This is a genomic window from Kitasatospora sp. NPDC096204 (assembly GCF_044763205.1).
In the GTDB taxonomy this organism is placed as follows: Bacteria; Actinomycetota; Actinomycetes; order Streptomycetales; family Streptomycetaceae; genus Kitasatospora.
Genome location: NZ_JBIWFT010000004.1, coordinates 212244 through 234926 on the forward strand (window position 1 = coordinate 212244; position 22683 = coordinate 234926).

Consider the following 22683-nt stretch of genomic DNA (forward strand, 5'->3'; position numbering starts at 1 on the left):
GCGTTAGAGGACGCGCCGACCGGGCACCCGCCCCGAACGAAGCGGGGGCGGACCACGAAGGCGGGAGGAGCCGATGAACGGGCGGGAGCGGGAGGAACTGCTCGGGATCGAACGGGAACCGCGGCGTGACCACGCGCTCGACGCCCGGTTGCGCGGCTTCGGGCTCGGGCTCGGGCTGCGCGCCAGGGCCTGGGAGCTGATGCGCGGCGTACGGCCCAGGGGCGTCCTGGGGTTCGCCCTGCTCTCGCTCGGCCTGCTGGTCGCGGGGCTGCGGACCTGGTCCGCGCCCGTCCTGTGGGCGTTCAGCGGCTGCTGGGCGCTGACGCTCGCGATCGCCTTCGCGGTGCTCTGTGCCTGCGCCGACGGGCGGGGGCAGTCGCGGTGAGCGGGCTGCCCGCTCCGCGTGGACCGCTGTCGGCGGCGGTGCTGGCCCTGCTCACCACCGGACCGCCCGGGGCCGGCCGCCCGCTCGCCGCACCCGGCTCCCTCGCCGAGCCGTGGGGTGAGGATCACCAGCTCGCCCTCCACCTGTGCTACGAGCTGCACGACCGGGGGCTGCCCGGGGTGTCGGACCTCTGGGAGTGGGACCCGGAACTCCTCCGGTTCCGCCAGGAGTTGGAGCGCCCGTTCCTGGCCGCGGTGCGCGCGGAGGCGGAACCCGTGCCGCCGTTGCGGGAAGCCCTGGAGGCGCTGCTCACCGAGCCGCCCGACGGCACCGGACCGTCGCACTTCCTGCTCGCCGAGGGCGAGCGTCGGCACGCCCGCGAGTACCTGGTGCACCGCTCGGTCTACCACCTCAAGGAAGCCGATCCGCAGCTGTGGATACTGCCGAGGATCCAGGGACCCGCCCAGGCGGTGCTGACGGCGATCCTCTACGACGAGTACGGCGCCGGACGGCCGGAACGGGCCCACGCGCTGCTGTTCGCCCGGATGATGACCGCCTTCGACCTCGACCCCGGCTACGGGCACTACCTGGACCTCGTCCCGGCACCGACCCTGGCGGTGGTCAACCTGATGACGCTCCTCGGCCTGCACCGGGCGCTGCGCGGCGCGGCCGTCGGACACTTCGCCACCGTCGAGATCACCTCCTCGCCCGGTTCGGCCCGCCTGGCGGCGGCGCTGGAGCGGCTCGGCGGGGGACCGGACGGCACGCTCTTCTACCGCGAGCACATCGAGGCGGACGCCGTCCACGAGCAGCTGGTGCGCCGCGGGGTCATCGAGGAACTGGTCGCCGCCGAGCCGGAGTTCGCCCGCGACGTGGCGTTCGGCACTGCCGCGGCCGGGGTGGTCGACGGACGCTTCGCGGACCGCCTGCTCGACCGTTGGCGGGCCGGGCGCACCTCGCTGCGCTCACCCCTGCCCGACGACCCGGTCTGAGCCCTGCCCGTCCGCCTTCCGCTCCTGCGCTCCCCGCCCTCCTGCTCCGCCCGTTCCTCCTGCTCCGCCCGTTCCGCTCGCTCCGCCTGCTCCGCGTTCCCGCGATCCCCGGGCCGGGCGGCCTTGCCGCCGGTGGCTGGTGTCGCAGAACGGGTAGATGCGGCTGCGGCGGCAGGCGCAGAGCGCCACCACCGGGCGCTCGGAGACCCGCACCGTACCGTTCGGCAGGACCACCTCCACCGGCCCCTCCACCAGCAGCGGGCCGCCGGGGACGACGACCACCCGGGTCGCCGGCCGGTCACCGTTCACGGACACCGCGGACCACCACCAGTTCCTCCTCGCGCCGGCCCGGCCGGACCAGCCCGCGCTGCTCGAACAGGGCGGCCCGGGCGGTCATCACCGGTCCGAACGCCTGCCGCCGCCGCGCCGCGACACCGGTGCGCAGCCCGCCCGCGCGCAGCTGCGAGAGCGTGGCGCGGATGTCCGCGAGCGAGGACTGCACCACCAGGAGCACGCCGCCGCGGGCGAGCAGACCGGGCACCTCGCGGCAGATCCGGTCCAGTACCAGCCGGCCGTCCGGTCCGGCGTCCCAGGCCAGGGCGGCGCCGCGGCCGGCGGTGGCCGCCGCGGCGCAGACCGGGACGTACGGCGGATTCGCGGTGATCAGGTCGTAGCTCCGCCCAGCGACCGGGGCCAGCAGGTCGCCCCGGCGCACCCGGACACGCCGGTGGTGCAGCCGGCTGTTGACCCAGGCGGTGGCGACGGCCCGGGCGGACAGGTCCACGGCGGTGACCCGCGCACCCGTCCGGGCCGCCACGAGCGCGACGGCGCCGGTTCCGGTGCAGAGGTCGAGCACCCGGCTGGAGCCGTCCAGGGCTTCCCTGAGCACGCACGAGGCCAGGAGCTCGGTGTCGCCCTGGGGCGGGTAGACCCCGGGCGGTCGGACCAGGCGCATGACGTTTCCTTCCTGGTGCGGCGGATGCGGCCCGTCACGTACGGGCCGGCAGGGCCCGGTGGATCCCGCGGTGGGACATGGCCGGCCACCGGCGCTCGGCGGCGCGGCGGACCAGGCCGGCCCGGATCCCCGAGCGGTACCGGTGCTCGGGTACGGCAGGGCGGACCGGGAGATCGGGGACGACGGTGGTCATGGCTCCTCCTGGGGTCCACGCCGGCGCGGCTGCCCCGGACGACGGGGGTGAAACGCGGGGCGGCGACGGCCGGTCGGCCGTCGGCCCACGGCGGTGCCCGGCGGCAGCGGGCCCGCCGGGCCGTTGGTTCGTTCGGTCAGCCGTTGGTCCGTCCGGTCCAGGCGAGGAGTCGTTCGCGCGGCCAGGTGGTGATCAGCCGCTCGGGTTCGAGGCCGAACCGGGCCGCGCGGGCGTAACCGGAGCCGTACCAGTGCAGCTGGTCGGGAGCGTGGGCGTCGGTGTCGACGGCGAAGAGACAGCCCATCCGCGCGGCCAGGCGCAGCAGGTCGTCGGGCGGGTCGCGGCGCTCGGGGCGGCAGTTGATCTCCACCGCCGTCGCGTTCGCGGCGCAGGCCGCGAAGACCGCGTCGGCGTCGAAGCGGGACGGCGGCCGGCCGCGCCCGGTGACGATCCGGCCGGTGCAGTGCCCCAGCACGTTGGTACGGGGGGCGCGGACCGCGGCCAGCATCCGGTCCGTCATCGGCCCCGGCTCGGAGCGCAGCTTCGAGTGCACCGAGGCCACCACCAGGTCGAGCCGGTCGAGCAGCTCCGGCTCCTGGTCGAGCGAGCCGTCGTCGAGGATGTCGCACTCGATCCCGGTCAGCAGCCGGAACGGGTCGTCGAGGGCGGCGTTCCAGGCCGCCACCTCGCCGAGCTGGCGCCGCAGGCGTTCGGGGCCGAGTCCGTGGGCGATGGTCAGCCGGGGCGAGTGGTCGGTGAGCACCGCCCAGCCGTGCCCGAGCCCGCGGGCGGCGTCGGCCATCTCCTCGAACGGGTGGCCGCCGTCGGACCAGTCGGAGTGCAGGTGGCAGTCGCCCCGGGCGGTGGCCGGCAGCTCCCAGCCGGCCGGCGCCGCAGGCCCGGCCTCGGCCTCCAGCCGGGCCAGGTACGGCGGCGTCGCACCCGTCGACGCCTGGGCGATCACCTCGGAGGTGACCGGTCCGACGCCCCGCAGGCGGCGGACGCCGGCGGCGTCCACCACGCCGGGCGGCAGGCCGCGGACGGCCTCGGCGGCCGTGTGGAACGCCCGCACCCGGTACGGGGAGGCGCCCTTCCACTCCAGGAGGAAGGCGATCCTTCGCAGTGCCTGCGCCGGGTCCACGGTACGGCCCCGCCTCAGGCCCCCGCGCCCGCCCGGGCGGGCACGGCCCCACGGCACTCGCCGGGGACCGGGTCCTGCCGCGCGTGGGGCGTGACCCGGGACCGTCGTCCGATGCCCACCGCCGCCTCCTCGGGTCCCGGGCGGGTGCGGACGACCCGCCCGTGTCCGGCGGCTACCCGGACCGAGGCCGGTGAACCCAAGGCCGGTGAACCCGGCATGGCCGGGGGCTCGGTGGGTACCCGCCGAGCCCGGGGTGCGCACGCGCCCGGTGAACCGACACGACCAGGAGGAGACATGAACCGGCACGGCAAGGTCCTGGCGATCGTGACGAACTACGGCGTGGAACAGGACGAACTTCTCGTCCCCGCACGGCACCTGCGCGAGAACGGCGTCCAGGTCGACATCGCCGCCCCCGACCGGGGCGACATCCGCACCCTGGTCGGGGACAAGGACCCCGGCGAGACGGTGAGCCCGACACTCACCCTCGACGAGATCGACCCCACCGGCTACGACCTGCTCCTCATCCCGGGCGGCACCGTCAACGCGGACACCCTCAGGCTCCAACGGCCCGCCGTCGACACGGTGCTCGCCTTCACCACCTCGGGGCGGCCCGTGGCCGCCATCTGCCACGGCCCCTGGCTGCTGGCCGAGGCAGGCGTCGCGTACGGCAAGCGGCTCACCTCCTACCCGTCCCTGCGCACCGACCTCGCCAACGCCGGCGCCACCTGGGCGGACGAGCCGCTGGTCACGGACGACGCCGGCGACTGGCGGCTGGTGACCTCGCGCAACCCCGGCGACCTCGAACAGTTCCTGCGTGGCATCGACGCCGCGCTGCACGCCCGGGCCGAGGCGGTCAGCCCGCGCTGACCGGCCGACGCGACACCGGCCGACGCACCACCGGCCGGCGGGCACCGACGCACGTCAGGGCGAGTGCCGGTGCCCGGAGGTGTCGTGCCCGCTGACGTCGTCCCGGAGGGAGGCGATCGCCCCGGTCCCCGGCGGGAGCCCCCACAGCCGTGCGCCCGGCCGCCTGGCCCGCCCCTCGCGCATGCGGCGTTCGCAGCTCCGCAGCTCCTCCGCCGCGGCACGGGCACGCAGGGCCGGGAACAGCCGCTCGTCCTCGCCGCGCAGGTGCGTGCGGAGCAGGACGACCAGGACGGCCGTGGCGTGTCGGCGCCCGCCGGCGGACAGCCGTTCGTCCTGGGCCCGGTCGAGCAGTCGGCGGATCGCCGTGTGGCTGCGGCCCGCGGCGTCCGCCAGCGCGTCACCGGCCGGCAGACGCCGTCGTGCCAGCGGATAGAGGTGGGCCTCCTCCGCCAGGAGGTGGGGGCTGAGCAGCCGCCGGAGGGAACCCAACAGCTGCAGGGCCTCACCGTCGTGGGCACCGGCGCGGTCGGTGATGCGGGTCAGCCGGCGCAGCAGCGCCTCGATGGCCCGGTGCTCGGCGGACAGCCGGGCCGGGAAGCCCTCGGCACCGTTCATGGTGGCCTCCGTCTCATGCCGGTCGCCGTCCGACCGGGTTACGGGCACGCGGTGGAGCCTCGGCGTCTGCCCGGTTCGGGGGGAGCGAACCAGCGGCATCCCCGCCGGGGACCCACGACGCGAGGAGCTGGTCGACCTGCTGACGGACCAGCTGGTCCGGCACACCCGGGCCGAGGAGGAGCACGACCGCCTGGTGGGCCGGCTGACCGAGGAGGCCACCCGCCATGCCGGCGACGAGGAGGCACGGCTCTTCCCCGCGGTCCGGGCCGTCACCACCGAGGCCGAACCGCACGCCCTGGCGGTTCGGGCCCGTGAGACCGAGGAGTCCTCGACCGGGCGCCCCCGCCACCGGCCGCCGACGGAACGGCCCACCGACCGGCTCCCGCCGCCCGAGCGCTCCGTCGTCGAGCGGATGCGGGACTACCTGCTCCCGGGCGGGCCGCACTGAACGCCGCGAACCGGAGTGTGGGGCCGCGTTTCACGTCGCCGGACCCGGGCACCCGCGCGTTGGCCGCCGACGTCCGGTCGGCGCCCGGCCCTTCGGGACAGGAAGGTGTGAGGACCATGGGACACGGTGGAAACGTGATCGCGGAGCTGACGACCGATCACCGCGAGGTGGAGGAACTGTTCGACAAGGTTCAGGCGCTCCCCCCGGGTGACCCGCGACGCCGGAAGGTCGTCGACGAGTTCACGATCGAGCTGGTGCGGCACTCGGTGGCCGAGGAGCAGTACCTCTACCCGGCGGTGCGCGAGCACGTTCCCGGCGGTGCGGCGCTGGCGGACAAGGAGATCTCCGACCACGCCGCGGTCGAACGGCTGTTGAAGGAGCTGGAAGGCATGGCGGTGACCGACGTCCGGTTCGACCGCCTGGTCGACCAGGTGGTGTCCGAGGTCAAGCAGCACGCGGCCGACGAGGAGCGGAACCTCTTCCCCGCACTGGGCGACGCCTGCTCCGTGGCGGAACTGGACTCCCTCGGTGACAAGGTGCGCACGGCCAAGAAGCTGGCGCCGACCCGGCCGCACCCCTCGGCCCCGACCACCCCGCCGGCGAACAAGCTGCTCGCGCCCGGCACCGGGCTGGTCGACCGGGCCCGTGACCTCGTCACCGGGCGCGGCAGGTCCTGAAACCTCGGCGAGGGGATCGGATACTCGACCGAGGCACGCGGGCGACGCCGTCGGCGCGCTCGGGTGCGCGCGCAGCGTCGCGCAACCGGTCATCGGGCGGGCGTTCGCGCTCTACCGGTTGCACGCGCCGGAGCGATAGGGCCGGGACGAGCCGGGTAGACGCGGGAGCCACACGGATCGAACCGGGACGGAAGGAGAGCACGATGCTGCTGCCGGGACTTCTGCTGATGGCGGCGTCCGGCACCTGTTCGGCCACTGACGGGCGGAGCGTGACATGACGCTGAGCCACCCGGCGGAGCGGGGCCCGGGAGGATTCGCGCGGCTGGCGGAGCGGGCGTCCAACCTGACGAGCTCGCCGGCGTTCTACGCGGTGTGCGTACTGCTCGTGGCCGCGTTCGTGGCGGTCCACATCGCGGGGCTCTCGTCCTCGTGGCAGCTTTTCGTCGGGGACATGATGTCGGCCGTGACGCTGCTGCTGCTCGCGCTGTTGAAGAACGCCGAGCGCCGGGCCGAGCACGCGATCCAGCGCAAGCTCGACGCCATAGCGGCCGCCCTCCTGGCGGAGGAGGAGGGCAGTCGGGGCGAGGCCATGCGGGACCTGAAGCACGCGATCCGCATGGAGGACGAGGTCTGACCCGCCGGTGGCCTCCCCAACGGTTCCGTCCGGGAGCGGCACCCGGGCCACGGAGACGGCCGCCTCGCGCACTCGCGTTCGCACCCGCGTTCGCCCGCACGGCGGACGCCACGGCGGTGCGACCGCCCCGGGCGTGCCAGCGTGGAGGGACACGGCCGTACCGGGGCGGGGAAACGGACCTCTGCCGGATCCCGGCCGGGAGCGCTGGGAGCAGCCGATGGACGAGAGCGCGAACACGTCGGGCCGGGTGGGCGGCGCCCGGCCGCACGGGCAGGCCACGAAGGTTCGGCGGGACGGCTACGCCAGGCTGGGCCCCGCCGACCTGGGTGTCGACGCCGGAGCCCTGGCCGAGGACTTCGCCGAGCTGGCCGCCGCCTACCGGGACCTGCCGCGGGATCCGTACGCGCGGGCGACCAACCGGTTCCGCCGTTACTCGCACGCCGTGTACCTGCCGTGGACCGGCGAGCTGTCCTACATCCCCGGAGCGCCCGACGAGGAGTTCGGCACCGTCACCGAGTACTGGCAGGACGAGCACAACCCGGAGTACCCGCGCGTGCTCCGGAGGCTGCCCGACATCCCGCCCGCCCTGCACGGCAACCGGCTGCTCGACGCCCTGATCCACGCCGACCTGGGCCACGCCCTGTGGCTGGAGGACCTCCGTCGCGTCCCGGTCTACGTCGGCGTGCACCTGATCTCGCTCGGCGTGCGGGGCCGGCAGCAGGCCGCGGTGTCCTCGCCCGACTGCCTGCACCAGGACGGAGGTTCACCGGCCACTTTCACCTTCGCCCACTTGGTCGGCCGCCGGAACGTCGAGGGCGGCGAGAACGTCGTCGCGACGCCCGAGAGTGCCGGGCGGCAGCCCGACGCGCTGGCGCCCGAGGCCGTCCACGACCGCTTCGTGCTGACCGAGCCGCTGGACGGCTACGGCGTGCACGACTGCCGCGTCAGCCACTACGTCGGCCCGGTCCGGCTCGGCGGCGACGGAGAGGAGGGCCGGCGGGACATCCTGATCGTCGGCGTCGCCCCCTACACCCCCGGGCTGTAGCGGCGCCGTCCGCCGGCGGGTCCCGGTCGTGAGGCGCAGCCGGGCCGGCGCGTTCGAGTCGGCGTTCCCGGTCGCGAGCCGCGGCCGGAGGAAGCACGCTCGTGGAACCCGGCAACCGCGGGCGTCGGGGCCGGTCGGTGGACCGGACTCCCGCCCGGTACGAGGATGGGAGCGTGAACCGTCCGGCGGCCCTTCCGGCCGTCGTCACAGGCGTCGGCGCGAGAGGAGGCCCCGAGTGCCCGGATGCGACGAAGCGGTGCTGGGCAGGGTGCTGGCCCGGCTCCTGGCCCGCTCACGCGCGAGCGGGCCCAGGGACCTGCCCGGCCTCGTGGACGAAGCGGCCCGCGAGCTGGGCGCGGCCCACGCCCGGATCTACCTCGCCGACGTCCAGCAGCGGCACCTCGTGCCCCTGCCCGTCCACGGCGGCGATGACCCCCGGCGACACGCCGCCGCCGAGGAGATCGAGACCACGCTCGCGGGCCGGACCTACCGGCTGCAGCGGACCCGGATCTCCACCGGGCCGCCGCCGGTCGGCTGGTTCCCGCTCGTGGACGGCATCGAACGGATCGGCGTCCTGCGGGTCGAGGCCCCGGCGGCCGGGCCGGAGACGGCCGACTGCTGGGAGGCCCTGGCGGCGCTCGTCGCGCTGCTGACGGTCTCCAAGTCCGCGTACAGCGACGTCATCGTCCGCACGACACGCGACCGGCCGATGAGCCTGCAGGCCGAACTCCTGTGGGCCTTCCTGCCGCCGCGCACCATCGGCACCCGCGACGTCACCTCCAGTGCGGTCCTCGAACCCGCCTACGAGGTCGGCGGCGACGCCTTCGACCACTCGGTGGCGGGCGGACGCCTGCACATGTCGGTGTTCGACGCCATGGGGCACGACCTCGCCTCCGGCGGGGCCAGCTCGGTCGCCCTGGCGGCCTGCCGCAGCACCCGCCGGGCCGGCGGCGACCTGGCGGCCATCGCCCAGGCCATCGACCGCACGCTGGGCCGCTGGATCCCCGACCGGTTGCTGACCGCCGTCGTGGCCGACCTGGACTCCGCCACCGGTGAGCTCACCTGGATCAACTGCGGTCACCCGACGCCGCTGCTCATCCGCGGCCGGCACGTCGTCGCCGGCGCCCTGCGACGGCGGCCCGAACTGCCCCTCGGACTCGGCTACCACGACCGCGGGCCGCAACCCGTCCACCACACCAGGCTCCAGCCCGGTGACCGGGTCCTGATCTACACCGACGGCGTCACCGACGCCCGCTCACCCACCGGCGACACCTTCGGCGAGGAACGCCTGACCGACACCCTCGTCCAGCACATGGCCAGTGGCGAGCCCGCCCCCGAGGCCCTGCGCCACCTGACCCACTCGCTGCTCGCGCACCAGAACCACCGGCTCCGCGACGACGCCACGATCCTCCTCGCCGAATGGCACCCCCGGAGCCGGGGCGGGTGAGGGCCGGCACCGTGGTCCGACCGCCCGCCTCCGGGCAGCGGGCGGTCCCGGCGGGGACGGAGAGCGGGCGGTTCGCCGGGCCTGTGACGGTTCCGGCCCCCGGCCCGGGGAAGCCGCCCGGCATCGGAACCCACTTCTCCCGGGACGCACCGCTGCCCGGTTCCCCCGGGTACCCGGGTGCTCGCGCTGACCGGCCACGCCGACCGCCCGTGGTGGTGCGGGCGGGTGGGCGGGTCAGTGTCCGAGTGCGTCGGCGAGCTGCTTCTTGTTCATCTTCGAGCGGCCGTGGATGTCGCGCTGTCTGGCCTCGTTGTAGAGCTGCTCCTTGGTCGGCCCCTGGGAGCCGGAGTGCGACCGTAGGCCGCCGCGCCGGGAGGAGGAGATGTCATGGGTCGAGGAGCGGCTGGCGGTCTTCGACTCGCCGTGTCGGGCCCGTTCCTTGTTCACGGTGCGGGCGGCGATCTCCTTGGCCCGCTTCTCGCTCTCGCCGCGGTCCAGGGCGCTCTCCTTGATGTGCTCGTACTGGCGTTCACGTTTCCTGCTCGAACCGGCGGGCATGGCTTCCTCCTCGGTTCGGGGGCTGGTGGGGACGTACGGGCTTCTACCCCGAACACGGGCTTCGATCCGCCCGGTTGAAGGGTTGATCCGGCGCCCGGCGGGCAGGCGCGGGGGCGGTCGGGACACTCCCGGCCGTGCCGAGCAAGGAGGCCCCGGATGAGCATGGTGAAGGAATCGGTCGACGTCGACGTCCCCCTGGGCGCCGTCTACAACCAGTGGACGCTGTTCGAGGAGTTCCCGCGTTTCATGGAGGGTGTCGACTCGGTGACCCAGCTGGACGACCGCCACAACCACTGGCGGACGAGCATCGGCGGAGTCACCCGTGAGTTCGACACCGAGATCGTCGACCAGCTGCCCGACGAGCGGATCGCCTGGCGCACCGTCGACGGTGACGTGAAGCAACACGGCGTGGTGACGTTCCAGCGGCTCGACGACGCGCACACGCGGGTCAACATGGCCATCGACTTCCGGCCCGAGGGCGTTGCCGAGAAGGCCGGAGACGCACTGGGAATGGTCGACCGGAGGGTGAAGGGGGACCTGCGGCGCTTCAAGGACTTCGTCGAGCGCCGCGGTGGCGAGGAGGGCGGCTGGCGCGGCCGGGTGAGCCCCGGTTGAGCTCCGTCCGACCGCTCCGACCGCTCCGATCGCTCCGATCGCCCAGTGACCCCGGTGGCCTCGGCTCCTCAGGGACCGGGGCCACCGGGCGGCCGGTCCCGCACGATGGTCGGGCCCTCCTGCGGGGCGTGGAGAACGCGGAGAAGCGGTCGCCCGTGAGGGCGAAGCCAGGGCCGTATGCTGAAGCCATGACCGACCGGCCGGCGGGCCCGGGGTGGACCTTCCTCACGAACCATGCTCGCGTGCTGGTGCAGATCGCCCGGGATCCGGGGATCAGGGTGCGCGACATCGCCGCGCGCTGCCTGCTCACCGAACGGGCGGTGCAGCGGATCATCGTCGACCTGGAGCAGGCCGGTTACCTCAGCCACGAGCGCCAGGGGCGCGCCAACCACTACCACGTGATCGCCGGCAAGCAGCTGCGCCACCCGGCCGACGCGGGTCCGACCCTGGCGGAGCTGCTGGCGGTTCTGCTGCGTTGACGGCGGTGGACGGTCACCACCGGTACCACCGTGCGCGGCCTCCGTGCCCACCGGACCCACGGACGTACCCGCCACCACGGACGCACCCGCCACCGTGGGCGGACCCGCCGCCCACGCCACACAGACCTGACTCCCACGCAGCCCGCATCCCCCCAGGGCATGCTCCGAGCCACCGGCAAGAGCGTGCGCGGCGGCCACCGGGCGGGCCGGTGGGGCTCGGTGAGGACGGTCGGTCTCCGCGGAAATCGCAGCCGGGGCAGGCGTCTTCGCCTTCGAGGGGGCCCGTGACCCGGTCGGCGGGCCACCGGTCGGCGACGTCCCGGAGTCGAGTGGCACACTGTCGGCCGACCGTACCGCGCCGCACGACCCGAGAGGACCAGCACGATGGTGAACCGCGACGCCGTCGCACTCGACGACCCGGTGGGCGAATCACTGCGCGGCCGACACGCGCACCTCGCCCGCCGGATCGGCGCAGCCGCCACCTACCTGTCGGAGGTCTCGACCTTCGCGGTGGTCCCGGCCGAAGCGGGCCCCCGGGAGTGGGCCGAGCTCGTCGGGCTGCTCGGCCCGGGCGAGCTCGCCGACATGTTCAGCTGCCCGGCGACCCCGCCGTCCGACTGGGCGCCGGTCTTCTCCCTCGAAGGCCGCCAGATGACGCTGACCGGCAGCGGCCGGCCCGACCACGCCGGTTCCGGGCCGGACACCGGCGTGGTCGAACTGGGCGCCCAGGACGTGCCCGAGATGCTCGACCTCGTCGAGCGGACCCGACCGGGACCGTTCCGGCCGCGCACCCATGAGCTGGGCACCTACCTCGGCATCCGCGACAACGGCACTCTGGTGGCGATGGCGGGCGAACGGCTCCGGCCGCCGGGATGGACGGAGATCAGCGCCGTCTGCACCGCCCCCGAGGCACGCGGCCAGGGCCACGCCGCCCGCCTGGTCGGGGCGCTCGTCGCGCGGATCCTGGCGCGGGACGAACGCCCCTTCCTGCACGTCGCCGAGGCGAACACCGGCGCCATCGCGCTTTACGAGCGCCTCGGCTTCGAGACCCGCAGACCGGTGACCTTCCGCGGTTTCCGCATTCCCTGACCGTCGCGTTTCGTGACGGCCACGCCCCGGGTGTCGGCCGCGCCGGGGCAGCCGCCGATCGGGCTACCCCCCGATGAAGGCGAGCAGCGCCGCGTTGACCTCCTCGGCGTGGGTCCAGAGCAGGCCGTGCGGCGCGCCCTCGATCTCCACGTACTCGGCGGACGGCAGCGCCTTCTTGAACGGGCGCCCGGTGTTGTCGATCGGCAGGATGCGGTCGGCGGTGCCGTGCACGATCAGCGCCGGCACGTCGATGCGCGGGATGTCGGCGCGGAAGTCGGTGTACCAGGTGGACGGTGCCGCCGCCGCGGCGAAGGCGCCGCCCGAGGTGGCGACGTTCCAGCTGTTGCGGACGGCCTCCGCGCTGATCCTGCTCCCGAGGTTCTCGTCCAGGTTGTAGAAGTCCCGGTAGAAGGCGGTGTAGTAGGCGTACCGGTCGGCCTTCACGGCGGCGACGATGCCGTCGAAGAACTCCTTCGGCGCGGCGCCGTCCGGGTTGTCGCCGGTCTTCAGCAGGTACGGCTCCAGGGAGCCCAGGAACGCCACCTTGAAGAGGCGGCCGGAGCCGTACCTGGACACGTAGCGGGCGACCTCGCCGGTGCCCATGGAGAAGCCGACCAGCACGGCGTCCCGCAGGTCGAGGGTCTCCACCAGGGTGTGGAGGTCGGCGGCGAAGGTGTCGTAGTCGTAGCCGGTGGTCGGCTGCGAGGACCGGCCGAAACCGCGGCGGTCGTAGGTGATCACCCGGTATCCGGCGTCGAGGAGCGCGGCGCTCTGCCGCTCCCAGGAGTGCCCGTCGAGCGGGAACCCGTGGATCAGGACGACCGGCCGGCCGGATCCGTGGTCCTCGTAGTAGAGGTCGATCGGGGTGGAGTTCTCCTGACCGACGGTGATGTACGCCATGGGCGTCTCACTTTCCTTCCGTGACGGGGGCCCGGACGATGACGACCGGGCAGGCGGCGTGCTGCGCACAGCGGGTGCTCACCGAGCCGAGCAGGCTGCGGGTGAAGCCGCCGTGGCCGTGGCTGCCGACCACCAGCAGTTCGGCGCCCCGGGCGGCCTCCAGGAGGACCTCGGAGGGGTCGCCCATGACCATCGTCTGGCGGACCTCCACCCGGCAGTCGTCGCCGAGCACCGTGTGCAGTTCCTCGGCGAAGCGCCGCTCGGCGAGCTCCTGGTCGAAGGTGCTGTCGACCACCGGCGCCGACCAGCCGAAGTGGCTCGGTGGCTCCCAGGCGCCGACCGCGTCCACCACCCCGCCGGTCACCGTGGCGTACCGGGCCGCCCAGCGCAGCGCGGCGTACGACGGCGGCGAGCCGTCGACGCCGACCACGATGCGGGGCGCGGAGTCGTTCGCGTTCATCTGCACCGTCCTGTGGATCGTCGTGCCGTGGATCACCGCCCCCTGACCACGGTGCTGGCCGCCGGGCGGCGCCGCCACCACGGCCCGGCACCCGGGTGACGGCCGTCGGACGAGCGCCCGCGAGCGGCTGCCGCTGAAGTGGCCACTGGCGTCTCCTGGGCTCACAGTGGAACAAGGGGACGTGGGCGTCACGCCCGCCGGAGGCCGGGCGCGCCGCGGTCGGCCGCTGTCGAGGAGTCCGGGAGAGCCCGGTCCGGTCGGCATGCCCGGGGTTCGTCGCGTCGCCGGTCCGCGGCCGCACACCCGGCGAGCAGGTGGAACACGGCTGATCCCCCGTCCGACCGCTCGTGATTCCGAGAAGGGTGGTGGAGAAGATGGCAGAAAAGTTCACCGAGTTCGTGCTGAAGCTCGCGGAGGATCCTGGGACGCTGGCTCGTTTCCGAGAGGACTCACTGGCCACGATGTCTGCCGCAGGGCTGACTCCCGCCGAGCAGGTCGTGCTGGCGAGTGCGGACGCGACGCTGATCCGCAACGCGCTCGCGGCGGACATCGGAGCCAAGGCGAAGTTCGAGGCGGCGTCGCACGGATTCTGGCCGGTCTATGTCGTCGTGGCGGTGACCGTGGCGGTCGCGGCCGTCGAAGGGGTCGAGCCGGACACCGAGAAGTAGGGCAGCCGGGGCGAGAGAACCCGCCCTGTTCTGCAGAGCCGAAGGAGGGATCGACATGGCTCAGCGCCTGACGGAGTTCGTCCTCAAACTCGCGGAGGACCCCGCGGCCGTTCGTCGATTCGAGAAGTACCCGGCCGAGATGATGGCGGAGGCCGGACTCTCGCAGGAGGAGAAGGACGCGCTGACGAGCAATGACCCGATGCGCGTCAGGAGCCTCATCGCCGCTGAAACGGGCGGAGGGCCGGTATTGGCCAGCACGACGATCGTCATGACGCTCGTCTGGGTCATTCACCACCCCCACTAGGCGGAGGATCAGCGGGCGGAGGATCAGCCGAACCCCCGGCTTCCCCCCGTGGAGGCCCGGAACATCGACCACGAACCTGGAAAGAGGAGAAGTCTTGACAGCGCCGAAGACCCGCGGATCTCTGACCGTGGTGGGTACCGGGATCGGCATCGCCGGTCAGGTCACCATCGAGGCTCGCGCCCACATGGAGCAGGCGGACAAACTGCTGTTCCTGGTGGCCGACGTGGCCACCGGCTACTGGCTCACGAAGCTGAACAGCACGGCCGAGTCGCTGCAGTCGTTCTACGGTGAGGGCAAGGACCGCCTCGTCACGTACACCGAGATGATCGAGCGGATCCTGTCGTGCGTCCGGGAGGGCGGCCGGGTCTGCGTCGCGTTCTACGGGCACCCCGGCGTGTTCGTCCATCCCGCGCACGAGGCGGTGCGGATCGCGCGCGAGGAGGGGTACGACGCGCGGATGCTGCCGGGCATCTCGGCCGAGGACTGCCTGTTCGCCGACCTCGGCCTCGATCCCGGGAAACTCGGCTGCCAGAGCTACGAGTCCACCGACTTCCTCGTCCACCACCGCCGGTTCGACCCCAATGTCCCGCTGATCCTCTGGCAGATCGCGGTGATCGGTGAGATCGGATACCGGACCGACCAGGCCTTCAGCAGGGCGGGCGTCGAGGTCCTGGTGGACGCCCTGCTGGAGGACTACTCGCCCGATCACGAGGTGGTCGTCTACGAGGCGGCCCAGTTCCCGATCTGCGAGCCCGTCATGAAGCGCGTCCCGCTGGCCAAGCTTCCCGACGCGCCGGTGACGGGGATCTCCACGCTCTACGTCCCCCCGGCGGCGAAGACTCCGATGGACGAGGGGATGCTCGAACGCCTCGGTCTCCGGGCGGCCACGAGCACGAAGGGCTGAACGAGCGCCGGCCAGGACGGGACCGGGAGGACGGAACACATGGACATCCCGCAGGAACTGATCGATGCCGTGGACGCCGTGGCCCCCGGGCTGATCGCGATACCCGGAGTCACCGGGGTGGGACTCGGGTTCCGGGAGGAGAACGGCGAGTTCTTCGACGAACTCGCCGCTCGCGTCCTCGTCGCCGACGCGTCCGAGGTCCCGGCCGGGGTTCCGGACAGCATCGCGGGGCTCCCGGTCTGCGTCGTCGAGTTCATGGTCGAGCCGCTGTTCGCACCGGACACCACCCGCTATGACGATCTTCCCGGAGGTGCGCAGATCCAGCCGGCGCCGGGCGCTTCGGGCACGCTCGGCGCGATCGTGCAGGACGGCAGCGGCACCGAGGTCGGCCTGACGTGCCACCACGTCTCCGGTGACCCGGGCACGACGGTGTGGCAGCCGATCGCCCCGCCGATCATCGCGGGCGGCCCGCCCGTGGACCTCACCGACGCCCTCGGGCAGACCATCACCGTCGAATCCCCGGCGACCCAGACGATCCCGGTCCCGTCCGGCCCCGTCCTGCTGCTCGGACGCCCGCTCGACGCGGCCACCGTGGCGCTGGACGAAGCGCTCAACCAGGGGCGCACGATCTCGCACGCGATCGTGGACGGTCCGGACTTCGGGGTCGTCGACGCCACCAAGCCGCCGTCGGTCGGGACGTTCGTCAAGAAGCGCGGTTCACAGAGCGGCCCGACGGCCGGGACCGTCACCGGAATCCAGTCGCTCGTGCCGTGGGACGTCGGCGGGCCCCCGCCGGGCCACCGGTTTGTCATGTCCCGGCAGTACGAGATCTTCTACCTCCCGGACGGATGCCCGGACGGGATCTTCGCCAGGGGCGGCGACTCCGGTTCCCTGGTGCTCGAACGGGGCTCCCGCACCGCGGTCGGTCTGCTCTGGGCCGGGAACCGCGCGGGTGGCACGAGGGCCCTGATGTCCGACATCACCGTCGTGGAGAGTCGGCTCGGCGTCACCGTGGCCTGGGCCGGGCAGTGACGTCCCACCGCTCCGGACGGCGCCCTCAGGTGTCGATGCCCTCCCGGCCGCGGCGCTGCGGGCGTTCGGCCCGCCGCCCGGCGGACCGGCTGCGGTAGACCAGGTACGGGCGGAACAGGTAGAACCACGGGTCCGCTTCGACCTCCGGCAGATCCTCACCGGGGCCGGTGACCAGTGGGTGATCGCCGGGGCGCTGTCCGTCTCGGCCCTCGCCGCCGGCAAGCTCACCGCCCTGCCGGACCGGACGTCGGGCGTGCACTCCACCCTGCGCGCCGCCACCTGGGTGCTGCGCGGTTCGGCGCTCGCCGGGTACGCCGTCCTCCTGACGGCGGAGCTGCGCAGCCCGCGCCCGGCCTACGACCTGCGTCGCTGGGCCACCGTCTTCCCGCTCGGCATGACCGCCGTCGCCGCCCTGGTCGCCGCGACGGCGACCGGGGTGGACTGGCCGCGCCCGCTCGGCCGGGTGCTGCTGGGGGTCGCGGCGGGCGCCTGGCTGCTGAGGGCGGCCGGGTTCCTGGCTGCCGCGTCACGGTGGCCCCGGGTGCGCCGGGTGCGCCGGGTGCTGCGGCGCGGCCGCTGATCTTCACCCGGAGTTCTCTCGGAGGACAGCACGCACTCTTCCCGGAGCTGAGGTTCCGTCATATCGTCGGTCCTCGCCGACGGCACCGGTGTGCCCGGTCGCGGCCCGAGCCACCTCACCACAGCGGGGATGACGATGAAGAGTCTTGCGGCGCGTCTGCTCGCCCTGGCCGCGGCCCTGCCGGTGCTCGCCGTCCTGGCGGCGGGCCCCGGGGTCGCGGCGCCCGGCGAGGAGCCCCGGGCCACGGCGACCGCGTCCCCGGCCGCCTCCCTGTCCGCGTCCTGGACCGGCCCGCTGAGCACCCGCGGGCGTTACATCGTGGACGCCGACGGCGCGCGCTTCAAGCTGAAGGCGGCCAACTGGGCCGGTGCCCAGGGCACTTGGCAGGGCAGCGGGAGCACCGACGACCCGGCGAACAACCAGGCCGGGCAGGTGTCCCACAACATCCCGTTGGGTCTGGACCGGGTGCCGATGGCGCGGCTGCTGGCCGACTTCCACGGGCTGGGCCTCAACAGCATCCGGCTGCCGTTCGCCAACGCGATGATCCACGACACCGTCCCCGTCCCGGACTCCGCCGTCGCCGCCAATCCCGGTCTGCGCGGCCGGACCCCGCTCCAGGTGTTCGACGCCGTGGTGGCGGCGCTGACCGCCGACGGCTTCGCGGTGATCCTCAACAACCACACCACCAGCTACCGCTTCTGCTGCGGCCTGGACGGCAACGAGCGCTGGAACAGCGGCCAGTCGACCGCGCAGTGGGAGGACGACTGGCTGTTCATGGTGAACCGCTACAAGGCCGACAAGCGGGTGGTCGGCGCCGACCTGCGCAACGAGGTCCGCCGGGACGTCTGGGACGACCCCAACTGGGGGATGGGCGACGCCCACGACGAGTACGCCGCCTTCGAGGAGGCCGGCAACCGCATCCTCCAGACCGACCCGGACATGCTGGTCGTCATGGAGGGCATCAACTGGTACGGCATCCCCGCCGCCGGGTTCAGCCACGGTCGCCCGATGCTCACCCCCGTGCGCAACCTCTCCAACACCCTGATCGACTCCGGCAAGCTGGTCTACGCCGCGCACTTCTACGGCTACACCGGCCCGGCCAACACCGGTGCGGGCAGCGGCCCCGGATCCACCGGCGACCCGCGCTACCAGGACTTCACCCCCGAGCAGCTCGCCCAGGCCGTGGACGACGAGGCGCTGTTCGTCACCCGCTCCGGCCAGCACTTCACCGCCCCGGTGTGGATCAGCGAGTTCGGCGCCGGCGGCCGGGGCTCGACCGACGCCAAGGAACAGGCCTGGCTGCACGCCTTCACCGACATCCTGGTCCGCAACGACACCGACTTCGCCATCTGGCCGCTGGTCGGCTGGGCCGACACCGCCGGCCGCCCGCTGGACACCTGGGCGCTGCTCTCCTACGGGCCGGACGGCACCCGGACCGGCCTCACCGACCCCGGTGACTGGCGGGCCGCCGACTGGACGAAGCTGGTCGGCGCGCCGGCGGCGAGCGGCCCGGTGCCCGCGGTGAACCACTGGAACATGCTCAGCCTCGACCACGCCGACCAGGACCTCTCCCGGCGGATGCTCGCGCGCGCGGACTGGAGCCCCGGCAACCGCAAGGGCGACTGCCCGGACGGCCAGCGCCTGACCGCCCTCGCCCGCGGTGACAGCCGGGCCCTGTGCACGGACGCGGGCGAGCCGGCCGGTGGCAGCGGCGACTGGACCACCGTCACCGACGAGCGCTACGTCACCGGGGGCGACTGGGCGTCCGGCTACGACAAGCTCCAGTGCCCCGACCGCACCTTCGCCGTCGGCTACAGCGTGCGCAACAACGGCATGGCTGCGCTGCTCTGCGCCCCCGCGGCGGCCCCGCTGCCGTTGACCGGCCGCACCCTCTGGTTCGACCGGGGCGACAACCGGCCCGCCACGGGCGGCTCGGTGGCGAGCGACTGGGCGCCGGGCCGCTACAAGGGCCAGTGCGCGGACGGCGAGTACCTGGCCGGCGTCGCCTCCACCTGGCAGCGCCTCCAGTACGGCGCCCCGGCCGCGCTGCTCTGCCGCCCGCTCGGCTGATCCGGGCCCGGTCCGGCTGTCCCACTGATCCGGGCCCGGTACGCCCGATCCGACGCCGGGGTACCGGCCGCCGTCCGGGCGGCCGGTGAGACGATGACGAACGATCAGAAGCCCGCCCCCGTCGCCGCGTTCCCGCAGGTTGGACGCGTGCATGACGCCTCTTCCGGGGGGCGGGACGACCCTTGACGGCGCTGGGCTTCTCTGCCAACCTCTCGGCAGGTCTGGACCAAGATCGGCCTCTTCGTCGGGGGAGAGGACCGGCTCGGACCCGGTCGTGCGCAGGGGGGATCTGCGGGCCGGGAGGGTCGAGACCGCAGCGGCCCGTCGGCCGCGTCACCAGAGAAACCGCGGTGCCGGCCACGTCGGCGCCCGGTCACGGGGAACGCACCATTCACCGACTGCGGAATCGAGCCCCACATGCCACACTCCCTTCCCCCGCACGCCTCGCCCTTCCAACGGGGCATCTGGTTCACCGAGCGCCTCGGCCGGACGCACGGGGTGTTCCACCTGCCCGTCCTGATCTCCTTCGACCGGGTGGATGCCGAGGCCCTCGCGCGGGCCGTCAAGACCGTGACGGCACGTCACCCCGTCCTGTCCCAGGTGTTCGTGGAACGCGAGGGGAGCCTCCTGGCGGAGCCCGGCACCGCCCCCGCCCTCGAGGTGGTCGACGCCTCCGGAGACTGCGCGCAGGGCCGGGAGAAGCGGCTGGCCGAGGACGCGGCGCGGCCGTTCGACCTGGCGGCCGGGCCCCTGGCACGGTTCACCCTCCACCGGGGCCGCGGTGACGCGGCGGTGCTGCTCGCGGTGGTGCACCACACGGTGTTCGACGGGGAGTCCAAGGACGTCCTGGTGGCGGAACTCGCCGCCGCCTACGCGCAGGCCCTCGGCGAGGCCGCTCCGCCGACTCCGCCCGGCGGGACGCCCACCGCGCCGCCGACCCCGCCCGGCCCCGACCTGGTGCGCCGCGCGGCGGACTGGTACGGCCCGCGTTGGGCCGCGGTGGCGGAGCCCGTGCTGCCGGGGCTGCCGCAGGCCGTCACCGCCCCGGCGTCCGGGGCGTCCGTCGAGTGGCGGACGGACGCGCCGGGCCGGGCGGGACTGGCCGCCGCCGCCGAGCGCTGCGGCGTCACCGTCTTCGAGTTCCTGCTCGCCGCGCTGCACGGACTGCTGCTGCGCTACGGCGCCGAGGCGGCCGCGGTCTCCGTGCCGCTGTCCGTCCGGACGGCCGAACAGGCCGGGGACATCGGCCTGTTCGTCAACGAGCTGCCGGTGCACGCGCCCGCCGGGGCGAGCGCCGGGATGCCCTTCGCCGAGTACGCCCGGGCCGTGCGCGCCGAGGCCCGCGGCGGGTACCCGTTCCGCTCGGTGCCCTTCGGGGCGGCCGTCGGCGGCCTCACGCCGCGCGCCGGGCTGGCCCCCGTGTCGTTCGGCTACCGGCGCGCCCGGGCCGCCGACCCGGTGTTCCCGGGAAGCGCCGTCCGGGTGGAGCGCGCGGTGTTCAACGGCGCCGCCCGCAACACCCTCCACCTCCAGGCGGTCGACACCGCCGAGGGGCTCGCCTGTTCGCTCCAGTACGCCCCGGCGGTCCTGGCGCCGGAGGTCGCGGAGCGCATCGCCGGGCACTACCGGGCCCTGCTGGAAGCCGCGACGGCCGCGCCCGAGGCCCCGCTGGGCGCCCTGCCGCTCCTGGGCGAGGCCGAGCGGCACCTGGTGCTCGACGAGTGGAACGACACCGCCCGCCCCTACCCCCACGAGCGCACCGCCCTGGACCTGGTGCGGGAGCGGGCCGCCGAGACGCCGGACGCCCTCGCCGTCAGCGCGGGCACCGAGCGGCTGACCTACCGGGCGCTCGTGGAGCGGACCGACGAACTGGCCGCCGTGCTGGGCCGGGCCGGAGTCCGCCGGGGTGACGTCGTCGCCCTGCACCTGGAGCGCTCCGCCGACCTGCCCGCCGTCCTGCTCGCGGTGCACGCCGCCGGGGCCGGCTACCTGCCGCTCGACCCCGGCCACCCCGTCGAGCGGCTCGCCTTCCTGCTCGCCGACTCGGGCGCGGCCCTGCTGGTCGCCGACCGGGAGCCCGCGCCCGACGTGGTGGCGGCGGCACCGGCCGTACTCCGGCTCGGCGAAGCCCGCACGGAAGCCCGCACGGAACCGGGGCCCGCCCGGACCGAGCCGACCCCGCCCGGCGGCCTCGCCTACGTGCTGTACACCTCCGGCTCGACCGGCCGGCCCAAGGGCGTGGAGATCGGGCACCGGGCCCTGGTCAACCTCCTGACCTCGTTCGCCCGGCGCCTGGGCTCGGGCCCGCGGGACGTCTGGCTCGGACTGACCTCGCTCTCCTTCGACATCTCCGGGCTGGAGATCCTGCTGCCGCTGACCACCGGCGGCCGGCTGGTCCTCGCGCCGGACGGCGCCGCCCTGGACGCTCAGGGCACGCTCGCGCTGATCCGGCGCGAGGGCGTGACCCATCTGCAGGCGACCCCCTCCGGCTGGCGAGTGCTGCTCAGCGCCGGGCCGCTGCCCGCGGGGCTGACCGGGATCGTCGGCGGGGAGGCGCTGCCGCTCCCGCTGGCCCGCGAGCTGCGGGGCTCCCTCGCCCGGTTGATCAACGGCTACGGTCCGACCGAGGCGACGATCTACGCCACCTGCGCGGACGTCCCGGCCGGAGCGGACACCGTGGTGATCGGCCGGCCGATCGCCAACACCAGGGCGTACGTCCTGGACGCACACGGCCGGCCGCTGCCGGTCGGCATCCCCGGCGAGCTCCACCTGGGCGGCGACGGCCTCGCGGACGGCTACCGCGGGCGGCCCGAACTGACGGCGGAACGTTTCGTCGAGGACCCCTTCGGCGGCGGCCGGATGTACCGCACCGGCGACCTCGCGGCCTGGACCCAGGACGGCGAACTGGAGTACCACGGCCGGATCGACGACCAGGTGAAGATCCGCGGCCACCGGATCGAACTCGGCGAGATCGAGGCCGCGCTGCTCGGCCACCCGGCGGTCGCGGCGGCGGCCGTCGCCGTGCACGACCAGGCCGAGGGGGAGCCCGCGCTGGTCGGCTACCAGGTGCCCGCACCCGGCAGCCCGACGCCGGACGATGCCGAGCTGCGGGACCACCTGCTGCGCACCCTCCCCGCCGTCATGGTGCCCCGGCAGTTCGTGGCCCTCGACCGGCTGCCGCTCACCACCAGCGGCAAGCTCGACCGGCGCGCGCTGCCCGCCCCGCCGCGCGCGGCCGCCGCTGCCCCGGCGGAGGCCGACGACCTCACCGCGAGCATCCTGGCGATCTGGGAGGAGGTCCTGGGCGCCCCCGGCATCGGCCCCGAGGACGACCTCTTCGACCTCGGCGGGCACTCGCTGACGATCATCCAGATCACCGCCCGGATCCGCGCCTCCTTCGGGGTCGACCTCGCCTTCGACCTGTTCTTCGACGCCTCCACCCCGGCCGCCCTGGCCGACGTCGTGCGCGAGCGGCGTTGACCGCCGCCGGCCGCCCCGCCGTCGACCGCCCCGCCGTCGGCCGCCCCGCCGTCGGCCGCCCCGCCGTCGGCCGCCCCGCCGTCGGCCGCCCCGCCGCCGGCCGCCCAGCCGTCGACCGCCCCGCCGCGCCCTCCCCGCTCCACGC

26 protein-coding genes are annotated in these 22683 nt (G+C 74.3%); 18 read left to right on the plus strand and 8 right to left on the minus strand.

Annotation, left to right across the window (positions count from 1 at the left end):
- Positions 1–73 precede the first annotated feature (73 nt).
- Positions 74–385, plus strand: a complete 312-nt coding sequence (locus tag ACIQ87_RS06400) for a hypothetical protein (protein ID WP_402402394.1) — start codon at positions 74–76, stop codon at positions 383–385.
- Positions 382–1377, plus strand: coding sequence for an iron-containing redox enzyme family protein (locus ACIQ87_RS06405; protein WP_402402397.1), 996 nt, complete (start codon positions 382–384; stop codon positions 1375–1377). Before ACIQ87_RS06400 ends, ACIQ87_RS06405 begins: the two co-directional genes overlap by 4 nt.
- Here ACIQ87_RS06405 and ACIQ87_RS06410 read toward each other — a convergent pair.
- The 4 genes from ACIQ87_RS06410 to ACIQ87_RS06425 form a co-directional block, all read right to left on the minus strand.
- Complete coding sequence (locus tag ACIQ87_RS06410; protein ID WP_402402400.1) at positions 1351–1692, minus strand: CDGSH iron-sulfur domain-containing protein; 342 nt, start codon at positions 1690–1692, stop codon at positions 1351–1353. The genes ACIQ87_RS06405 and ACIQ87_RS06410 overlap by 27 nt on opposite strands.
- Complete coding sequence (locus ACIQ87_RS06415) at positions 1676–2332, minus strand: HemK2/MTQ2 family protein methyltransferase (RefSeq protein WP_402402402.1); 657 nt, start codon at positions 2330–2332, stop codon at positions 1676–1678. Before ACIQ87_RS06415 ends, ACIQ87_RS06410 begins: the two co-directional genes overlap by 17 nt.
- Before the next feature lie 34 nt (positions 2333–2366).
- The gene (locus ACIQ87_RS06420) at positions 2367–2525 is read right to left on the minus strand and encodes a hypothetical protein (RefSeq protein ID WP_402402405.1); all 159 of its coding nucleotides are present in this window, start codon (positions 2523–2525) and stop codon (positions 2367–2369) included.
- Between the two features lie 136 nt (positions 2526–2661).
- Positions 2662–3666: a PHP domain-containing protein gene (locus tag ACIQ87_RS06425; RefSeq protein WP_402402408.1), complete on the minus strand. Its 1005-nt coding sequence runs from the start codon at positions 3664–3666 to the stop codon at positions 2662–2664.
- A gap of 294 nt (positions 3667–3960) precedes the next feature.
- Here ACIQ87_RS06425 and ACIQ87_RS06430 point away from each other — a divergent pair, with 294 nt between their 5' ends.
- On the plus strand, positions 3961–4533 hold the full coding sequence (locus ACIQ87_RS06430) for a DJ-1/PfpI/YhbO family deglycase/protease (RefSeq protein ID WP_402402411.1): 573 nt from the start codon (positions 3961–3963) through the stop codon (positions 4531–4533).
- Positions 4534–4587: 54 nt separating this feature from the next.
- Here the strand turns inward: ACIQ87_RS06430 and ACIQ87_RS06435 are convergent, their stop codons facing one another.
- Positions 4588–5148 carry a hemerythrin domain-containing protein gene (locus ACIQ87_RS06435; protein WP_402402414.1) on the minus strand — a complete coding sequence of 187 codons (561 nt, stop codon included), beginning with the start codon at positions 5146–5148 and terminating at the stop codon, positions 4588–4590.
- On the opposite strand from ACIQ87_RS06435, the gene ACIQ87_RS06440 reads away from it, so the two are divergent.
- From ACIQ87_RS06440 to ACIQ87_RS06460, 5 genes are all read left to right on the plus strand, one after another.
- Positions 5147–5596: a hypothetical protein gene (locus tag ACIQ87_RS06440; protein ID WP_402402417.1), complete on the plus strand. Its 450-nt coding sequence runs from the start codon at positions 5147–5149 to the stop codon at positions 5594–5596. The two genes, ACIQ87_RS06435 and ACIQ87_RS06440, sit on opposite strands and share 2 nt — an antisense overlap.
- Positions 5597–5712: 116 nt before the next feature.
- The gene (locus tag ACIQ87_RS06445; protein WP_402402420.1) at positions 5713–6273 is read left to right on the plus strand and encodes a hemerythrin domain-containing protein; all 561 of its coding nucleotides are present in this window, start codon (positions 5713–5715) and stop codon (positions 6271–6273) included.
- 274 nt (positions 6274–6547) lie between these two features.
- The gene (locus ACIQ87_RS06450) at positions 6548–6907 is read left to right on the plus strand and encodes a low affinity iron permease family protein (RefSeq protein ID WP_402402423.1); all 360 of its coding nucleotides are present in this window, start codon (positions 6548–6550) and stop codon (positions 6905–6907) included.
- 217 nt (positions 6908–7124) lie between these two features.
- A complete protein-coding gene (locus ACIQ87_RS06455; RefSeq protein ID WP_402402426.1) occupies positions 7125–7952 on the plus strand; it encodes a 2OG-Fe dioxygenase family protein in 828 nt (275 codons plus the stop codon).
- A 235-nt stretch (positions 7953–8187) separates the two neighbouring features.
- On the plus strand, positions 8188–9399 hold the full coding sequence (locus ACIQ87_RS06460; RefSeq protein ID WP_402402429.1) for a PP2C family protein-serine/threonine phosphatase: 1212 nt from the start codon (positions 8188–8190) through the stop codon (positions 9397–9399).
- Positions 9400–9633: 234 nt separating this feature from the next.
- Here ACIQ87_RS06460 and ACIQ87_RS06465 read toward each other — a convergent pair whose 3' ends face one another.
- Positions 9634–9957 (minus strand): plasmid stabilization protein, encoded by a 324-nt coding sequence (locus tag ACIQ87_RS06465; RefSeq protein WP_402402432.1) that lies wholly within the window; start codon positions 9955–9957, stop codon positions 9634–9636.
- 156 nt (positions 9958–10113) lie between these two features.
- Here ACIQ87_RS06465 and ACIQ87_RS06470 point away from each other — a divergent pair, with 156 nt between their 5' ends.
- The 3 genes from ACIQ87_RS06470 to ACIQ87_RS06480 all read left to right on the plus strand — a co-directional run bounded on the left by ACIQ87_RS06470 (position 10114) and on the right by ACIQ87_RS06480 (position 12140).
- Positions 10114–10572: an SRPBCC family protein gene (locus ACIQ87_RS06470; RefSeq protein ID WP_402402434.1), complete on the plus strand. Its 459-nt coding sequence runs from the start codon at positions 10114–10116 to the stop codon at positions 10570–10572.
- Positions 10573–10760: 188 nt separating this feature from the next.
- Positions 10761–11051, plus strand: coding sequence for a helix-turn-helix transcriptional regulator (locus tag ACIQ87_RS06475; protein WP_402402437.1), 291 nt, complete (start codon positions 10761–10763; stop codon positions 11049–11051).
- Positions 11052–11435: 384 nt separating this feature from the next.
- Positions 11436–12140: a GNAT family N-acetyltransferase gene (locus tag ACIQ87_RS06480; RefSeq protein WP_402402439.1), complete on the plus strand. Its 705-nt coding sequence runs from the start codon at positions 11436–11438 to the stop codon at positions 12138–12140.
- 63 nt (positions 12141–12203) lie between these two features.
- Here the strand turns inward: ACIQ87_RS06480 and ACIQ87_RS06485 are convergent, their stop codons facing one another.
- Positions 12204–13040 (minus strand): alpha/beta fold hydrolase, encoded by an 837-nt coding sequence (locus ACIQ87_RS06485; protein WP_402402442.1) that lies wholly within the window; start codon positions 13038–13040, stop codon positions 12204–12206.
- A gap of 7 nt (positions 13041–13047) precedes the next feature.
- Positions 13048–13500 (minus strand): universal stress protein, encoded by a 453-nt coding sequence (locus tag ACIQ87_RS06490; protein ID WP_402402445.1) that lies wholly within the window; start codon positions 13498–13500, stop codon positions 13048–13050.
- 365 nt (positions 13501–13865) lie between these two features.
- Between ACIQ87_RS06490 and ACIQ87_RS06495 the strand changes: the two genes are divergently transcribed.
- The 7 genes from ACIQ87_RS06495 to ACIQ87_RS06525 all read left to right on the plus strand — a co-directional run bounded on the left by ACIQ87_RS06495 (position 13866) and on the right by ACIQ87_RS06525 (position 22538).
- A complete protein-coding gene (locus tag ACIQ87_RS06495) occupies positions 13866–14168 on the plus strand; it encodes a hypothetical protein (RefSeq protein WP_402402448.1) in 303 nt (100 codons plus the stop codon).
- 55 nt (positions 14169–14223) lie between these two features.
- Positions 14224–14472: a hypothetical protein gene (locus ACIQ87_RS06500; RefSeq protein WP_402402451.1), complete on the plus strand. Its 249-nt coding sequence runs from the start codon at positions 14224–14226 to the stop codon at positions 14470–14472.
- Positions 14473–14566: 94 nt separating this feature from the next.
- Positions 14567–15376, plus strand: coding sequence for an SAM-dependent methyltransferase (locus tag ACIQ87_RS06505; RefSeq protein ID WP_402402454.1), 810 nt, complete (start codon positions 14567–14569; stop codon positions 15374–15376).
- Between the two features lie 39 nt (positions 15377–15415).
- Entirely contained in the window at positions 15416–16408 is a 993-nt protein-coding gene (locus tag ACIQ87_RS06510; RefSeq protein WP_402402457.1) for a hypothetical protein, read from the plus strand.
- Between the two features lie 178 nt (positions 16409–16586).
- Complete coding sequence (locus ACIQ87_RS06515; RefSeq protein ID WP_402402460.1) at positions 16587–16988, plus strand: hypothetical protein; 402 nt, start codon at positions 16587–16589, stop codon at positions 16986–16988.
- Between the two features lie 129 nt (positions 16989–17117).
- Positions 17118–19058, plus strand: a complete 1941-nt coding sequence (locus ACIQ87_RS06520; protein ID WP_402402463.1) for a glycoside hydrolase family 5 protein — start codon at positions 17118–17120, stop codon at positions 19056–19058.
- Positions 19059–19475: 417 nt separating this feature from the next.
- On the plus strand, positions 19476–22538 hold the full coding sequence (locus tag ACIQ87_RS06525) for an amino acid adenylation domain-containing protein (protein ID WP_402402466.1): 3063 nt from the start codon (positions 19476–19478) through the stop codon (positions 22536–22538).
- The last annotated feature ends 145 nt before the right edge of the window (positions 22539–22683 follow it).

Coding starts and splice junctions, on each gene's coding strand:
- ACIQ87_RS06400 (WP_402402394.1), top strand. CDS start 74: ATGAACGGGCGGGAGCGGGAGGAACTGCTCGGGATCGAACGGGAACCG.
- ACIQ87_RS06415 (WP_402402402.1), bottom strand. CDS start 2,332: ATGCGCCTGGTCCGACCGCCCGGGGTCTACCCGCCCCAGGGCGACACC.
- ACIQ87_RS06420 (WP_402402405.1), bottom strand. CDS start 2,525: ATGACCACCGTCGTCCCCGATCTCCCGGTCCGCCCTGCCGTACCCGAG.
- ACIQ87_RS06430 (WP_402402411.1), top strand. CDS start 3,961: ATGAACCGGCACGGCAAGGTCCTGGCGATCGTGACGAACTACGGCGTG.
- ACIQ87_RS06440 (WP_402402417.1), top strand. CDS start 5,147: ATGGTGGCCTCCGTCTCATGCCGGTCGCCGTCCGACCGGGTTACGGGC.
- ACIQ87_RS06435 (WP_402402414.1), bottom strand. CDS start 5,148: ATGAACGGTGCCGAGGGCTTCCCGGCCCGGCTGTCCGCCGAGCACCGG.
- ACIQ87_RS06445 (WP_402402420.1), top strand. CDS start 5,713: ATGGGACACGGTGGAAACGTGATCGCGGAGCTGACGACCGATCACCGC.
- ACIQ87_RS06450 (WP_402402423.1), top strand. CDS start 6,548: ATGACGCTGAGCCACCCGGCGGAGCGGGGCCCGGGAGGATTCGCGCGG.
- ACIQ87_RS06455 (WP_402402426.1), top strand. CDS start 7,125: ATGGACGAGAGCGCGAACACGTCGGGCCGGGTGGGCGGCGCCCGGCCG.
- ACIQ87_RS06465 (WP_402402432.1), bottom strand. CDS start 9,957: ATGCCCGCCGGTTCGAGCAGGAAACGTGAACGCCAGTACGAGCACATC.
- ACIQ87_RS06470 (WP_402402434.1), top strand. CDS start 10,114: ATGAGCATGGTGAAGGAATCGGTCGACGTCGACGTCCCCCTGGGCGCC.
- ACIQ87_RS06475 (WP_402402437.1), top strand. CDS start 10,761: ATGACCGACCGGCCGGCGGGCCCGGGGTGGACCTTCCTCACGAACCAT.
- ACIQ87_RS06480 (WP_402402439.1), top strand. CDS start 11,436: ATGGTGAACCGCGACGCCGTCGCACTCGACGACCCGGTGGGCGAATCA.
- ACIQ87_RS06485 (WP_402402442.1), bottom strand. CDS start 13,040: ATGGCGTACATCACCGTCGGTCAGGAGAACTCCACCCCGATCGACCTC.
- ACIQ87_RS06490 (WP_402402445.1), bottom strand. CDS start 13,500: ATGAACGCGAACGACTCCGCGCCCCGCATCGTGGTCGGCGTCGACGGC.
- ACIQ87_RS06500 (WP_402402451.1), top strand. CDS start 14,224: ATGGCTCAGCGCCTGACGGAGTTCGTCCTCAAACTCGCGGAGGACCCC.
- ACIQ87_RS06510 (WP_402402457.1), top strand. CDS start 15,416: ATGGACATCCCGCAGGAACTGATCGATGCCGTGGACGCCGTGGCCCCC.
- ACIQ87_RS06520 (WP_402402463.1), top strand. CDS start 17,118: ATGACGATGAAGAGTCTTGCGGCGCGTCTGCTCGCCCTGGCCGCGGCC.
- ACIQ87_RS06525 (WP_402402466.1), top strand. CDS start 19,476: ATGCCACACTCCCTTCCCCCGCACGCCTCGCCCTTCCAACGGGGCATC.